This window comes from Streptomyces sp. NPDC050085 (assembly GCF_044460595.1).
In the GTDB taxonomy this organism is placed as follows: Bacteria; Actinomycetota; Actinomycetes; order Streptomycetales; family Streptomycetaceae; genus Streptomyces.
Map to the genome: position 1 here is coordinate 289638 of NZ_JBITJZ010000007.1, position 15027 is coordinate 304664.

At 71.0% G+C, this 15027-nt stretch carries 11 protein-coding genes; 5 read left to right on the plus strand and 6 right to left on the minus strand.

Annotation, left to right across the window (positions count from 1 at the left end; translation table 11 throughout):
- Positions 1 to 31: 31 nt before the first annotated feature.
- On the minus strand, positions 32 to 1210 hold the full coding sequence (locus ACIBUY_RS26605; protein WP_399153936.1) for a TIGR03364 family FAD-dependent oxidoreductase: 1179 nt from the start codon (positions 1208 to 1210) through the stop codon (positions 32 to 34).
- A gap of 127 nt (positions 1211 to 1337) precedes the next feature.
- Between ACIBUY_RS26605 and ACIBUY_RS26610 the strand changes: the two genes are divergently transcribed.
- Both ACIBUY_RS26610 and ACIBUY_RS26615 read left to right on the plus strand, forming a co-directional pair.
- Positions 1338 to 2105 (plus strand): GntR family transcriptional regulator, encoded by a 768-nt coding sequence (locus tag ACIBUY_RS26610; protein WP_365565894.1) that lies wholly within the window; start codon positions 1338 to 1340, stop codon positions 2103 to 2105.
- Positions 2102 to 2785, plus strand: coding sequence for a phosphonatase-like hydrolase (locus ACIBUY_RS26615; RefSeq protein WP_399153937.1), 684 nt, complete (start codon positions 2102 to 2104; stop codon positions 2783 to 2785). Before ACIBUY_RS26610 ends, ACIBUY_RS26615 begins: the two co-directional genes overlap by 4 nt.
- On the opposite strand, the gene pgm is transcribed toward ACIBUY_RS26615, so the two are convergent.
- From pgm to ACIBUY_RS26640, 5 genes are all read right to left on the minus strand, one after another.
- Positions 2775 to 4400 carry a phosphoglucomutase (alpha-D-glucose-1,6-bisphosphate-dependent) gene (gene pgm / locus ACIBUY_RS26620; RefSeq protein ID WP_365565891.1) on the minus strand — a complete coding sequence of 542 codons (1626 nt, stop codon included), beginning with the start codon at positions 4398 to 4400 and terminating at the stop codon, positions 2775 to 2777. The genes ACIBUY_RS26615 and pgm overlap by 11 nt on opposite strands.
- A 93-nt stretch (positions 4401 to 4493) precedes the next feature.
- Entirely contained in the window at positions 4494 to 5249 is a 756-nt protein-coding gene (locus tag ACIBUY_RS26625) for a Clp protease N-terminal domain-containing protein (protein ID WP_365565890.1), read from the minus strand.
- Positions 5250 to 5313: 64 nt separating this feature from the next.
- Complete coding sequence (locus tag ACIBUY_RS26630; protein ID WP_365565888.1) at positions 5314 to 6348, minus strand: aldo/keto reductase; 1035 nt, start codon at positions 6346 to 6348, stop codon at positions 5314 to 5316.
- 86 nt (positions 6349 to 6434) lie between these two features.
- Positions 6435 to 7388, minus strand: a complete 954-nt coding sequence (locus tag ACIBUY_RS26635; protein WP_399153938.1) for a hypothetical protein — start codon at positions 7386 to 7388, stop codon at positions 6435 to 6437.
- A gap of 83 nt (positions 7389 to 7471) precedes the next feature.
- Entirely contained in the window at positions 7472 to 11785 is a 4314-nt protein-coding gene (locus ACIBUY_RS26640) for a discoidin domain-containing protein (RefSeq protein WP_399153939.1), read from the minus strand.
- A gap of 168 nt (positions 11786 to 11953) precedes the next feature.
- Here ACIBUY_RS26640 and ACIBUY_RS26645 point away from each other — a divergent pair, with 168 nt between their 5' ends.
- From ACIBUY_RS26645 to ACIBUY_RS26655, 3 genes are all read left to right on the plus strand, one after another.
- A complete protein-coding gene (locus ACIBUY_RS26645; RefSeq protein ID WP_399153940.1) occupies positions 11954 to 12745 on the plus strand; it encodes an alpha/beta fold hydrolase in 792 nt (263 codons plus the stop codon).
- Positions 12746 to 12816: 71 nt separating this feature from the next.
- Positions 12817 to 14364: a murein biosynthesis integral membrane protein MurJ gene (gene murJ, locus ACIBUY_RS26650; RefSeq protein WP_399154044.1), complete on the plus strand. Its 1548-nt coding sequence runs from the start codon at positions 12817 to 12819 to the stop codon at positions 14362 to 14364.
- A 34-nt stretch (positions 14365 to 14398) separates the two neighbouring features.
- The gene (locus ACIBUY_RS26655) at positions 14399 to 14893 is read left to right on the plus strand and encodes a hypothetical protein (RefSeq protein ID WP_399153941.1); all 495 of its coding nucleotides are present in this window, start codon (positions 14399 to 14401) and stop codon (positions 14891 to 14893) included.
- The last annotated feature ends 134 nt before the right edge of the window (positions 14894 to 15027 follow it).

Genomic DNA, 15027 nt, shown 5'->3' on the forward strand with positions numbered 1-15027 from the left:
GGACCCGTGGGGGGTTTCCGGTCGCCGGCGCTCACGCGCTGACGGGCAGCGCCCCCTCGAAGGTCGCCGCCGCCAGGCCGAACGACAGCGTCATCCCGATCCCCGACGTCACCGACAGCGCCCGCACCCCGGGCGCCACGTCCCGTACGAGCAGCGGGCCGCGCGCACTGCTCGCGTAGACGCCCTGCCAGCGCTCGGTCACCTTCACCTCGCGCACGCCGAGCACCCGCGCCGCCTCCCGCAGCAGCAGCGCCGTCGTCGCCTCGTCCTGGAACGGGATCTCCGTGACGTCGTACGCGTGCGAGTCGCCGACCAGGACCGTGCCGTCGGGCAGCCGCGTGAACATCACGTTGGCGCCGATGGCGAGCAACTCCTCGCTGTGGCCCGTCACTTCGGAGCGCAGCGCCCCCGCCGACGGCATCGCCGTGAACCCGTCGTAGCGCAGCATGGACGTGGCGGTCAGCACCGCGGAGTCCGTGCGGAAAGCCGGCGGTGCCTCGACGCGGGCCATCGACAGGCGGCAGCGCTCGATGCCGTGCGCCTCGGCCTCGTCCGGGTAGAGGCGGTCCAGGTCGTGGCCGACGCAGAGCAGGACCTGGTCGCCGTGGACCGGGCCGCGTGCGGTGTGCACCGTGCCGGACTCGACGCCCGTGACGTTCGTGCCCCAGGCGATGTGCACGCCCGGCTGCCTGGCGAGCCACGCCGCGAGCCGCGGTGCCGCCTCGCGCGGATTCACCCGCAGGTCGGCGGGGAGCAGCGCACCGCCCACCAGGTCGCCCCGCTCGTCGGCCGGGCGGCCGAGCGCGTCGCCCACCTCGTCCCGCGTGCGCATCCGTACGGCGTCCGCGCCGCGTTCCTCGCGCAGCTCCTCCAGGACGGCGAGCTCGGTCGCCGACCTGGCCACCACCAGCGCGCCCGCCTCCGGCGCCCACAGACCGGCCCGCGACGCGGCGTCCAGCCAGCCCGTGCGCGAACGGACGGCGAGGTCGAGCAGTTCGCCGCGCTGCGCGGTGATGCAGCAGTGCCCGAAGTTGCGTACGGACGCGCCCACCGGCTGCCGGTCCCGCTCGACGACGGTGACGCTCAGGCCGCGCCGCACCGCCTCGACGGCGTGCGCGAGACCGACGATGCCCGCGCCGACGACGACGAGGTCGCTGCGCTCGCGCGGCAGGCGGGGGGCAGGGGTGGTGGATGCGGTTGCGATGCTCATGCCGACCAGCCTGCGGAGTCCGGATCGACTCCAGCAAGAGCTGTCTATACAAGTTTCCCGGATGTTTACCGGGAAGTCCCCAGCACCGCTCTTGCCTGGGTCGATGCCCGGCTGCGAGACTCAACCTGTGAAGACAAGTGAGGACGGGCCGCTGCATCAGCGGCTCGGAGCCGAGTTCCGGCGGCGCATCGAGACGGGCGAGTGGCCCGAGGGTGCGCCCGTGCCGAGCGAGGCGCAGCTGTGCGAGGAGTTCGGCACGTCGCGCGGCCCGGTCCGCCAGGCCCTGGCGCAACTGCGCGCCGAGGGTCATCTCGTCGGGGGCCGCGGCAGACCGCCGCTCGCCCGGCGGGTCACACCGTCCCAGCCGTTCGCCTCGCTGATGTCGTTCACGCAGTGGGCGCACTCCATCGGGCGCACCCCCGGGCAGCACACGATCGAGGTCGCCCGGCGCCGTGCCTCGCCCGAGGCCGCCGGGCGTCTCGGCCTGGACGAGGGCGCGCCGGTCGTCGACCTCGTCCGCCTTCGCCACCTCGACGGGGTGCCCGCCATGATCGAGCGCTCCACGTTCGTCCTGGACGTGGGCGCGCACCTGTTCGCCGTCGACCCCGACGCGGGCTCCGTCTACGAGGCCCTCACCTCACGCGGCGTCGATCTGCGCCACGCCCGCCACACCATCGACGCCATCGCCGCGGACGCCGCCGACGCGGGCCTGCTCGCCGTGACGGAGGGGCAACCCCTGTTGCGCGTACGGCGGTTGGCGTTCACCGGCGACGGCACGCCCGTGGAGTACGCGGACGACCGCTATCTGCCGTCCCTGGCCACCTTCACCATCGAGAACACCATCGGGGGCCGCACCGTCGCCGGCCGCCACCACACGCATAAGGACACCCAGTGATCGAACTCGCCGTTTTCGACATGGCAGGCACGACGATCGAGGAGCACGGCGCCGTCTACGAGGCGCTGCGCCACGCCGTCGAATCGACCGGCGTCACCGTCGACCCCGCCGACCTGCAGACCTGGATGGGCACCGACAAGCGCGAGGCCATCGCCGCCCTCGTCCGGATCGGCGGTGGCACCCCCGACACGGACCTGGTCGAGCGGCAGTACGGCGTCTTCCGCTCGTACCTCAAGCAGCGCTACGAGGACGTGCCGCCGCAGCCGATAGCCCACGCCGACAAGGCACTTGAGCAGCTGCGCGCCCGCGGCATCAAGGTCGCGCTCACCACCGGTTTCAGCGACGACGTGGCGCTGCCGCTGCTCGCCTCGCTCGGCTGGTCCACGGGCGAGGGCGGCAATCTCGACGCGGTCGTCACCTCCGACGAGGTGCGCCGGGGCCGGCCCGCCCCGTACATGATCCACCGCGCGATGGAGAAGTGCGGCGTTGCCGACGTGCGCAAGGTGCTCGTCGCGGGCGACACGGTCGTCGACCTGGAGGCCGGGACGAACGCGGGGGCGGGTGTCGTCGTCGGCGTGCTCACCGGCCAGTTGACCCGTGAGCAGCTCGAACTCCACCCGCACACCTACGTGTTGGACGGCGTCGCGGACGTCCCCGGCATCTTCGAGGTCACTGGCTGAGCGCGGCGTCCACGATCGCCTGTGCCTCGCTCTGCACCTGGGCGAGGTGCTCGGCCCCGCGGAACGACTCGGCGTAGATCTTGTAGACGTCCTCCGTGCCGCTGGGGCGCGCCGCGAACCACGCGTTCTCGGTGGTCACCTTCACGCCGCCGATCGCCGCGCCGTTGCCGGGAGCCTCGGACAGGCGCGCGGTGATCGGCTCCCCGGCGAGGGTGTCCGCGGTGATCGCGTCGCCCGTCAGCTGCGCGAGGCGCGCCTTCTGCTCCTTCGTCGCCTTCGCGTCGATGCGCGCGTACGCGGCGCCCGACGCCCCGTGCTCGGCGGCGAGTTCGGCGTAGTACACCGACGGCGTCTTCCCGGTCACGGCGGTGATCTCGGCGGCGAGCAGCGCCAGCAGGATGCCGTCCTTGTCGGTGGTCCAGACGCTGCCGTCCTTGCGGACGAAGCTCGCTCCGGCACTCTCCTCACCGCCGAACGCCACCGAGCCGTCGACCAGTCCCGGTACGAACCACTTGAATCCGACGGGCACTTCGACGAGTTCACGGCCGAGCGAGGCGGCGATCCGGTCGATGACGGCGCTCGACACGAGCGTCTTGCCGATCGCCGCCGAGGCCGACCACTGCGGCCGGTGCGAGAACAGGTAGTGGATGGCGACGGCCAGATAGTGGTTCGGGTTCATCAGGCCCGCGTCCGGGGTGACGATGCCGTGCCGGTCGGCGTCCGCGTCGTTCCCGGTGAGCAGGTCGTAGTCGTGCCGCCGGGCCAGCACCGAGGCCATCGCGGGCGCCGACGACGGGTCCATGCGGATCTTGCCGTCCCAGTCGAGCGTCATGAAGCGCCAGGTCGGATCGACGGCGGGGTTCACCACGGTGAGGTCGAGCTCGTACCGCTCGGCGATCCGCGACCAGTAGTGCACGCTCGCGCCGCCCAGCGGGTCGGCGCCGACCCGCACGCCGGACGCGCGGATGGCGTCGACGTCGATGATGTCCTTGAGGTCCTCGACGTACGTCTCTCGGAAGTCGTACGGCTCGGGCGCGGGCGACGCGACCGTGCGCGGCACCCAACTCGCGTCCTCCAACAGCTCGTTGGCGCGCTGCGCGATCCACGATGTCGTCGTCGAGTCGGCGGGGCCGCCGTGCGGCGGGTTGTACTTGAAGCCGCCGTCGCGCGGCGGGTTGTGGCTCGGCGTGATGACGATGCCGTCGGCGCGATCGGTGCGTTCCGTGCCGTTCCAGCGCAGGATCGCGTGGCTGAGCGCGGGCGTCGGCACGAAGTCGTCGTGCGCGTCGGCCATGACGCGCACCCCGTGGGCGGCCAGCACGCCGAGTGCGGTCTTCAGGGCGGGCGCGGACAGGGCGTGGGTGTCCGGGCCGATGAACAGCGGTCCTGTGATGCCCTCGGCCGTGCGGTGCTCGACGATGGCCTGGGTGATCGCGGCGATGTGCTTCTCGTTGAAGGCGCCGTCGAGGCTGGAGCCGCGATGGCCACTCGTCCCGAAGACGACGCGCTGCTCGGGGCGCGCGACGTCGGGCTCCCTCGTGTAGTAGGCGTCGATCAGCTCGTCGAGGTCGACGAGGTCGTCCGGCCGGGCGGGGGTTCCTGAGCGGTCAGTCATGGAGGCAGTTTCCCACCTGCGGCTATGGGCGGGCCCTGGGTGTCCGCAGTACGGGCGCACACTCTGGCAGGTCCGGGCCCGCCGCCCGGGAGTTCAGCTCTCGCCGTTCGCCTTGTTCAGGGCCTCCTGCTGCCTGACGAGTTCGTCGAGGACCTTGGTGATGTGCGCCTCGGCGACCTCCTTGTCGATGCCGAGGCCCGACAGCAGCCCCGACCCGTTCTCGTGCTCGAGGAGCGCGAGCAGGATGTGCTCGGTGCCGATGTAGTTGTGACCGAGGCGCAGGGCCTCGCGGAAGGTGAGCTCCAGCGCCTTCTTCGCCTCGGCGTCGAAGGGCACCAGGGCCGGCATGTCGTCGGACGCGGGCGGCAGGGTCGCCGTCGCCGCCTGCCGCACGGTGTCGAGGAGGACGTCCTGCGCGAGGATCGCCTGGGCGGCGAGGCCCTCGGGTTCGTGCAGCAGGCCGAGGGCGAGGTGGGCGGTGCCGATCTGGGGGCTGCTGGCGGAGCGGGCCTCGTTCTGCGACCCGACCACCACGTTGCGGGCGCGGACCGTGTAGCGGCTGAAGCCCTGGCTCGGGTCGAGCGGTGCTTCGTCGCTCTTGGCGACGAAGCGCTTCTGGGCCGCCTGCCGGGTCACCCCCATGCTCTTGCCGATGTCGGTCCACGAGGCGCCGGAGCGGCGGGCCTGGTCGACGAAGTGCCCGATCAGATGGTCGGCGACGTCGCCGAGGTGGTCCGCCGCGATGACGGCGTCCTGGAGCTGTTCGAGGGGCTGGGTGTGGGCCTTCTTGATGCCCGCGATGAGGTCGTCTAGGCGTACGGGCTGGTTCGTGCCGTGTGGAGTAGCCATGAGGCAACCTTAGGTTGACAGTCGCGGGGTGTCAACGGCGAGTTGACACCCGGGGCGGGACTCCTCAGACCGCCGGCGGATTCAGCCGCCGGAAGCCGTCCTGGGTCCGGTACGGGTAGTACGGATACGGCACCTTCACCTCACTCGCCGCGTCCAGCTTCGCGACCTGGTCGGCGGTGAGCTCCCAGCCGACGGCGCCCAGGTTCTGCTGCAACTGCTCCTCGTTGCGGGCCCCGATGAGGACCGTCGAGACGCCGGGCCGGCGCAGCAGCCAGTTGATCGCGATCTGCGGGATCAGCTTGCCCGTCTCCTCGGCGATGTCGTCGAGCGCGTCGACGACCCGGTACAGGTGCTCGTCCTCGATCGGCGGTCCGAACCGGGCGGTCTGGTGCAGCCTGCTGTCGGCGGGCAGCGGCTGCCCGCGCCGGATCTTCCCCGTGAGCCGACCCCAGCCCAGCGGGCTCCACACGACGGCGCCCACGCCCTGGTCGAGGCCGAGCGGCATCAGCTCCCACTCGTGGTCGCGCCCGACGAGCGAGTAGTAGACCTGGTGCGCGGCGAACCGGGTGCGTCCGTGCTTGTCGGACTCGGCGAGCCCCTTCATCAGCTGCCAGCCCGAGTAGTTGGAGACGCCGGTGTAGCGGATCTTGCCCGCCTTCACCAGGTCGTCGAGCGTGGAGACGACCTCCTCCATCGGTGTGCTCGCGTCGTAGGCGTGCAGCTGGAACAGGTCGATGTAGTCGGTGTCGAGGCGGCGCAGTGCGGCGTCGACGGACGTGATCAGGCGCGCGCGTGACGTCCCGGCGTCGTTCGGCCCGTCGCCCGTCGGCAGCGCGGCCTTCGTGGAGATCAGGGCCTCGTGGCGGCGGCCCTTGAGCGCGGCGCCGAGGACTTCCTCGGACGCCCCGTCCGAGTAGACGTCGGCCGTGTCGAACAGGGTGACCCCGGCCTCCAGGCTCAGGTCGACCATGCGCCGGGCCTCGTCGACGCCGGAGCTGCCCCAGGCCGAGAAGAGCGGGCCGCGGCCGCCGAAGGTGCCGGCGCCGAAGCTGAGTGCGGGGACCTTCAGGCCGGACGTCCCCAACTGTCGGTATTCCATGGCGATCCCCTTAACGGGTTGGCAGTTCCGTTAGTGCGTGCCCTGACTGTAGCAGGAGATCGGCTAGTAATGGAACCCTGGTCCCTTTAGGTGGTGGCCTGTGCCAGCTTCCGCCCCGGGTACGGGGTCCGCCTGCTCTCGTTCAGCAGGTCCCGCACGAAGTCGTCGAAGACGCTCAGGCGCGATGCGTGCGGCGCGAGCAGCGCGGACACCGAGTCCGGCGCATCGGCGGGCGGATGGTGGCGCCGCAGATGGCTCAGCGTCATGCAGAAGTCGTACGAGGGAAGGTGCTCCGCGAGGAACTCGCCCTCGGCCGCGTCGAGTGGGAAGCGTGAGCTGAGCGCGAGGCCCAGGTCGGCGAAGAGGATCCGCTCGCCGTCGGTCAGCAGATTGTCGAAGTGCGCGTCGAAGTGCACGACCCCCTGCTCCCGCAGGAAGGCCGTGCCGCGCGTCAGTTCCGAGACGACCTTCGCGTACGCGGCCCCGGTGCGCCGCGCCGCGAGCCACGCCCCGACGGTCTCGGGCACGTACTCCAGGAACAGCACGAGGCTGTGCTCGGCCGCCGCGAGTTCCTCCAGGCGGCGGCGGACCGCGGGGGAGCCGTCCCAGTGCGCGACGGCCCCGTCGATCCCGCCGAGTTCGTCCATGAAGCCCTGCGGCGGCCCGTCCGGCAGCACCCGCCAGTGATAGGTGAGGGGAAAGCCGTCGTACGCGTCCGAGAGCACCCAGTTCGTCGTCATCAGGTGCAGCGCCAGTTCCCGCCAGGCGCCGAATCCCGCGGAGCCGATGCCGTAGTGGTAGAAGGCGGGCAGCTCGAAGAGGTTGGCGGTGGAGTGCCGGTGGCGCGGGCTCAACTCCCGTGCCGTGAGCGGGATCCGCTTGACGAAGACCGTGGTGCCCTCGACGTCCAGGACGCCCGTGCGGCCGCCCATGCCCGAGCCGACTCCGGTGTCCGCGGCCGCCACCGCCGCGTGCAGGCGTGCGTCGTCGATCAGGGCGAGGGCGGTGGACAGGCGGGCGTACCGGGTGCGGCGGTGCATCGGCGGCTCCTCGACGCGAAGGGGTGACCGGGCGTGTCGCCCGGCCACCCCATCCTGCTACGCCGCGCCCCTGAACACCGGAACTACGGCAGCAGGTTGATCTTGAACGTGGACGTCGTGTTGCGGACGTCCACCGCGTTGTCGCTCAACTTCAGGTTGTGGAACGTCACTTCACCGACCGCGGGACCCTGGCCCGCCTCCGGCATCTCGTTCGCCCACAGGCCGAAGCCGGACTTCGCGTCGTACGCGTCGCCGCTCTTGTGCGCGCCCGAGATCGTCACGTCGGTGAGGATCGTGTCCTTGATCGGGAACTGGGGCTGTCCTCCTACGTAGTTGGTCTGGAACATGATCCCGCTGTACGTCGGATCGACGATGTCGACGTCATTGACGCGGATGCCCTGGAACACCTTCGACGCCGAGAACATCCAGATCCCCGGGAACGTCTGACCGCCCCAGAAGTGGCCGCCGGAGCGGATGATCGAGGTGTTCTCCAGCGTGGTCGGGCCGGTGCCGAAGCCGTTCATCGGGTACCCGAAGTCGAGTGAACTGATGGTGACCCCGGAGTAGACGAGCGTGTCCGCGATGAGGATGTTGCGGAACGTGTTGTCGTACCCGCCGTAGACGGCGATCCCGGCCGCGCGCCACGTCAGCAGCGACGTCAGGTTCTCGTACACGTTGTTCTTCTCGTCCGCACCGCCCGCGTCGATCGCCGAGAACAGCGCGAAGCTGTCGTCGCCGGTCGCCCGCGACTCGTTGTTGACGACGTGGTTGTCCGTCGAGCCGTTCGTCATGTTGACGCCGTCGGCGAACGTGTCCCGGATCCGGGAGTTCTTGATGGTGATCCGGTCGGTGTTGGCGCCCCAGTACAGGCACACCGTGTGCTCGTTCCAGATGTCGTCGATGGTGATGTCCGCGACGCCTGAGAAGTCGAAGACCTTGCCCGGGCCGTCGATGCGGGACGTGTAGTTCCCGAAGAAGGAGAAGTGCGCGAACGAGGAGCCGTTCGCACTCGCCTCCGCCCGGAAGCCCGCGTCCGTGTTCTCCTGCGACGACGGCGTGTGGAACCGCGTGAACCAGGGCCCCGCGCCGACCACCTGCACGGCCTTGCCGTACACCTGGAACTTGTTGGACGTCTCGTAGTCACCGGCCGGCAGGTAGACGCCGACGAGCTTGCCCGTCGTGTCCATGCGCACCTTGTCGAGTGCGTCCTGCACGGCCTGCTGCGAGAATCCGGTCGGCACCGCGTACGTCGCCGGGTCCGGGTTGGGCAGTGCGGTCACTTGCTCCAGACTCACGAAGTCGATCGCGTACGTGGTGTCGTTCGCGGCGTCCTTCTGCAGCCGGATCTTGCTGCCCTGCGGCACGGTCCTGCCGAGCAGCAGGTTCGCCTCGTCGTAGATGTGGCGCTGGGTGCCCACGCTCGGCGCGTTGCCGGGCCCGGTCTCGTTGCCGTACAGCCACGCGTACTTCGACGTCAGGTCGATGGCCTTGAGGAACGTGCCGTCGACGTAGACGTCGAGCGTGGAGTTGCGCCCTCCGCCGCCCGCCGCGTCCGGGATGGAGAAGCGGGTGACCAGCGTGTTCGTCGGTGCCTTGGTGGTGAACTCGACGTAGCTGCCGGTGCTGTCGAGACTGACGGCCTTGCGGCCCGACGCCTCTCCCGCCAGGTCGCCGACCGTGCGGTTGGGGCCGAGCACCTTCGCGCCGCCGCCGACCGAGCCGTCCTCCGCCTCGTAGGTGTCGTACGGCATGCTCGCGCCGCGGCCCACGAACAACGGCTGCGTCGTGGTGTTGTTGGCGCGCTTGACGGGGAGCTCGTTCGCGTCGTCGGCGATGACCGTCTTCACCGTGAACTTGCCCTTGCCCGCCGTCCAGCTGCCCAGGCCGACGGGTGCGGTGGTGGAGCCGGCCGCGATCGCGCCGGTGTAGGTCCCGGTGAGGGTCTTCACGACCGTGCCGCCGGAGTCCGTGACGGTCAGCGTGATGCCGTGACCGCCCGCCGAACTCGCCTGGTTCCCCTGGTTCTTGAGGGCGACCGAGAAGGTGACGGTGTCGCCCTCGGCCGGTGCGCTCGGCGACCAGGCCACCGGGGACGCCACCAGGTCGGCGCTCGTCACCGGCTTGACGACCAGGCCCGTCGGGCTCGTGTAGGCGTTGTTGCCCTCGTCCCGCTCGATCACCTTGTTGGACGGGTCGACGACCGCGCCGACCTGGTACGTGCCCGCGTCGTGCGTGCCGATGTCCGCGCTGACGGTCGCCGAGGCCCCGGCCGCGAGTGCGCCGACGGAGGCTGAACCGGCCTTGTCCGAACCGAGCTTGAAGTCCAGGTCCGTGGCGGTGGACGCCTCGGTGCCCGCGTTGCGGACCGTCGCCGTCAGCGTGATCCGGTCCGACTCCACGGGGGACGCGGGCTGCGACGTGATGCCCGTGACCTGCAGGTCGGGGTTGGGTGCGGGCGTGCCGATCACCTGGAATTCCGCCAACTGGCCGGCGGGAGCACCGGAGTTGGCGGTGAAGACGAGGCGCACGTCCGCGACGCGCGCTGTCAGCGGCACCGTCACCGTGTTCCCGCTCGCCGGGTTGAACGTGTAGTCCTTCGCCGCGGACAGCGACGTGAAGCCCGAGGCGTTCTGCTCGCGGCCCTGCACCTCGATCTTCTGGGTGCGGGTGGACCAGGCGGCGTCCGGGTTCAGCTTCAAGGCGAGCGAGGAGACGTCCGCGTTCGCCCCGAGCTTGACGGTGAGGGTCCCCGGGTAGCTGCCGCCCGCGCCCTCCCAGTACGTGCTCGTGTCGCCGTCGACCGCGTTCTCGGCGACGTACGTGAACGTCGACGACGACGCCGTGACCGGCTTGCCCACGGCCAGGTTCGCCCCGCCCGTCGTCGAGCCGTTGCGGGTCACGGAGTTGGAGGCGGCGGACTGGTTCCCGGCTGCGTCCTTCGCGCGCACCGTGTAGGTGACGGTGGCCGACGCGGGCTGGGTGTCGGTGTACGAAGTGACGTCCCCGGCAACCGACGTGAGGAGGGCGCCGTTCGCGTACAGGTCGTAGCCCGTGACCTTCACATTGTCGGCCGACGCCTGCCAGGTCAGTTTGACCTGGCCCTGCGTCGCCTCGGTGAACGCGAGGTTCCCGGGCGCGGTCGGCGCCTGCGTGTCACCCGAATCGCCCGTGCGGGTCACGGAGTTGGAGTTCGCGGACTGGTTGCCCGCCGCGTCCTTGGCGCGCACGAAGTACGTGAGCGTCGCCGAGCCGGGCTGCGTGTCGGTGTACGTCAGCGTGTCGCCGTCGACCGACGCACGCAGCTGGCCGTTCGCGTACACGTCGTAGCCCGTGACTTTCACGTTGTCCGTCGCGGCCTTCCAGGTCAGCTTGATCTGGCCGGTCGCGGGCTCGATGTAGGCGAGGCCGCTCGGCGCGCTCGGCGCCTCGGTGTCCCCGGTCGTCGGCCCGTACACCTCCAACTCGGAGAGCTGGCCCGCGTTCTGCACCGAGTTCGCCGTGACGAGGACCCGCACGTACCGGGTCGTGACGGTGTTGAACGTCAGCGTCTGCGCGTTCCCGCTCGCCGGGTTGAACTCGTACGCCTTGGACGCCGCCAGGTCGCTGAAGTCCGTGCCGTTCGTGCTGCCCTGCAGGGTCAGCGTCTGCGAGCGCGTCTCCCAGCCCGGGGGCAGCCGCAGGACGACGCGGTTCACCTGCACCGACGCGCCGAGGTCCACCCGCACCCACTGGGGCAGCGCGTTGCCCGTGGACTCCCAGTAGCTCGCGGCGTTGCCGTCACCGGCGTTCGGCGCGATGTAGGTCTGCGTCGTCGAACTCGCCGAGAACGTCTTGCCGCGGGCCAGGTTCACCGAGGAGTCGCTGGTGCCGTGCACCTCGAGCTCGGCCAACTGGGCGGCCGGCCAACCGGAGTTGGCGCTCACCGAGACCCGCACGAAACGCGTCTGCGCCGCCCCGAACGACACCGTGACCGCATTGCCCGAGCCGGGCGCGAAGGCGTACGACGCCGAGGCCTTCAGGGTGTCGAACGACGTGCCGTCCGCACTGCCCTGCACCGCCACGGTCTCGTTGCGCGCCTCCCACGACGCGGGCAGCCGCAGCACCACCTCGTCGACGCGGGCCGTCGACCCCAGGTCGACCTGCACCCACTGCGGCAGGTCGGAGCCCGAACTCTCCCAGTACGTCGAGGCGTTGCCGTCGGACACGTTGCCCGCCCCGTACCCCGCCTTCTCGCTGCTTGCCCTGGCCGGAGCGCCCGCCGCGAGATTCGGCCCGCCCGCGGCCTGCGCCCCCAGAGCGGGCAGTCCGAGGAAGGCCAGGGCGAACGCGAGGACCACGACCGCCAGACCGGGTCTCCTGCGCCGCCCTCCCGATCCGGGCGATGACTGAACGATCATGCTTCCCCTGTCCCTGCACGGACCCCGCGCGGGCGCGGGTGTGCAGTGAAGCGAGTGATTGAAGGATCGATATCTGTTTCTTGCGTTCAGTTGTTGGAGAATTGCAGAGCTGTGTTCCCGGGTCCACTGTTTGAACAGAGATAGTTGCGATGAGGGAGAATCGCGGCCATGTCCCACGCACGAGCGGCCGACGGCGCCGCGCTCCACTACGAAGTCAGCGGCAGCGGCGCCCCGTTGGTGCTCCTGGCCGGCCAGTCGAACGACCACCGCTGGTGGGACCCGGTGTGCGACCGCTTCGCCGCCGTCTTCACGACCGTCGTCATGGACTGGCGCGGCACCGGCGCGAGCGACGCCCCGGACACCGACACGTACAGCACCCCGAACTTCGCCCGCGACGTCGTCGCCGTCCTCGACCACGCGGGCATCGACCGCGCGCACGTCTACGGCACGTCGATGGGCGGCCGCGTCGCCCAGTGGCTCGCCGCCGACCACGCCGCCCGCGTCGACCGGCTCGTCCTCGGCTGCACGTCCCCGGGCGCACCGCACGGCATCGAGCGCGGCCCGGCCGTCCGCAAGGCCCTCGCGGACCCGGTCACCGCGCACGCCGCGCTCCTCGAGCTGATGTACACGCCCGCGCATCTCGCCACGCACCCCGGCCCGTTCCACACGCTCGGCTCGTCGCGCCTGCCGGCCCACGCCCGCCGCCGTCATCTGCGGGCCAGCGCCCGGCACGACGCGTGGGACGCCCTGCCCCGCATCACCGCGCCCACCCTCGTCGTGCACGGCACCGACGACGACTTCAACCCCACGGCGAACGCACCCCTGCTCGCCGACCGCATCCCCGGCGCGCGCCTGCTGATGATCCCCGGCGGCCGCCACGCCTACTTCGAGGAGTTCGCGGACGAGGCGACACCGCCGGTCCTCGACTTCCTCAAGGACCGTACGGAGGCGCAGAGTTGACCCAGGACGTACGAATATCCGGGCGCCACGCCAAGCCGAGGAGCACCTCGCTCGCCCGCTCCTCCCTGCTGATGGTGATCGGCACCCTCGTGTCCCGCGTGACCGGCCTGATCCGCCAGCTCCTGCAGGCCGCCGCCCTCGGCACCGGCCTGTACGCGAGCACGTACAACACCGCGAACACCGTCCCCACCAGCCTGTACACCCTGCTCATCGGCGGCGCCCTGAACTCCGTCCTCGTGCCCCAACTCGTGCGCGCCCGTGCCGAACACGCCGACGGCGGCCGCGCCTACGAACAGCGCCTGGTCACCCTCGTCGTCTGCGTCCTCGGCCTCGGCACCGCCCTCGCCGTGTGGGCGGCGCCGCAGATCGTCGGCATCTACATGAACGACACGCCCGGCGATCACGGGGCCTTCGAGCTGACCGTCGTCTTCGCCCGCTTCCTGCTGCCGCAGATCTTCTTCTACGGACTGTTCGCCATGCTCGGTCAAGTCCTGAACGCACGCGGCAGGTTCGGGGCCATGATGTGGACCCCGGTCCTCAACAACGTCGTCCTCGTCGGCATGTTCGCCGCCTATCTCACCCTCATGAACGCGGGCGCCGACACCGACGACGTCACCATGACGCAGGTGCGCCTGCTCGGCATCGGCACCACCTGCGGCATCGCCGTACAGGCCCTGGCGCTGATCCCCTTCGCCCGCGCGGCCGGGTTCCGGTTGCGGCCGCGCTTCGACTGGAAGGGCACCGGGCTCGGCAAGAGCATCCAGGCCGCCCGCTGGACCCTGCTGTTCGTCCTCGCGAACCAGGTGGCGCTCGCCGTCGTCACCCACTTCGCGAACTCCGCCGACGCCGTCCTGCCCGACTCCGGAGTCGGCTACACGGCGTACACCTACGCCCAGTCCATCTGGCTGCTGCCCCAGTCGATCGTCACCGTCTCGCTCGTCACCGCGCTGCTGCCGCGGATGAGCGCGGCCGCCGCCGAGGGCCGCGTCGACGACGTGCGCGCCGACCTGTCCCGGGCCCTGCGCGCGACCGGCGCCGTCATCGTGCCCGCCGCGTTCCTCTTCCTCGCGCTCGGGCCGCAGATCGCCGTCCTGCTGTTCGGCCACGGACACGCCGACCCCGGACCGCTCGGCCACATGCTGCAGGCGTTCGGGCTCGGCCTGATCCCGTTCTCCGCGCAGTACCTGATGCTGCGCGGCTTCTACGCGTTCGAGGACACCCGCACCCCGTTCCTGACCGCGGTCTGGGTCGGCGCCGTCAACATCGCGCTCGCCTGCGCCTGTCACTGGCTGCTGCCCGCGCGCTGGGCCGTCACCGGCATGGCGGCCGCGTACACCCTCTCGTACGGCATCGGACTGCTGCTCACCGCGCGACGGCTGCGCCGCCGCCTCGCCGGACGCCTCGACGGGCGTCGCCTGGTGCGCAGTTACGGCAAGCTCGTGGCCGCGGCCGGGCTCGCCGCGGTCGCCGGCTGGACCGCGGCCCGCCTCTGCGCGGGCGACGGCACGGCGGGCACCGCGTGGGCCCTCGGCGCCGGCACGCTCGCCATGGCGGTCGGCTTCCTCGCCCTGGCCAGGCTGCTGCGCATCACCGAACTGCGTAGGCTGCTCCGCGCCTGATCCACACCTGCCCCACGACGGAGGAGCGTTCACGATGCCCGCAGCCCATGTCCGGATCGGCGACGTGCTGGCGGCCGCCGCCCCGGCCGCGACCGGAGCGCTGTGGCGGCTCGACGGTGCGGCCCGCCAGCTCGACGCCAATGTGATCCGGGTGCCGTCGGGAACCGTGCAGGACGCGTACGTCGAGGCCGAGCTCGACGTGCTCCTCCTCGTCGTGGAGGGGCACGGCACCCTGCACCGGGCGGGCACCGAGGAAACGTTGACCCCAGGCACCCTCGTGTTCGTGCCCCGCGGCGAGCGGCGCGCCCTCAGCGCCGCCGACGAGGGACTCGTCTGTGTCACCGCGCACCGCAGGCGGCCCGGCATGAGCATCCAGCGGGCCGCCACGAGCATGAGTGCGGAGGGTGGCGAGGCGCCCTGTCTGCTGCCGCGGGTGTGCGGGGAGTGCGGCCGAGCGAGCGAGGACGCCGACGCGCGGTTCTGCGGACGGTGTGGAGAGCGCTTGCCCCGCGCAGAGTTCCGGCCTTAGTTGAGCCCCAGGGATCAAGCCACGGGACGTCGTCCCGGCATCAACTACCCCTTGTCCCTGGGGTCTTGACGCTCTTCCTCCGTCACTTCACGCCACTGATTCAACACGAAAGGTTACCGAAAGACGGGGGTGCC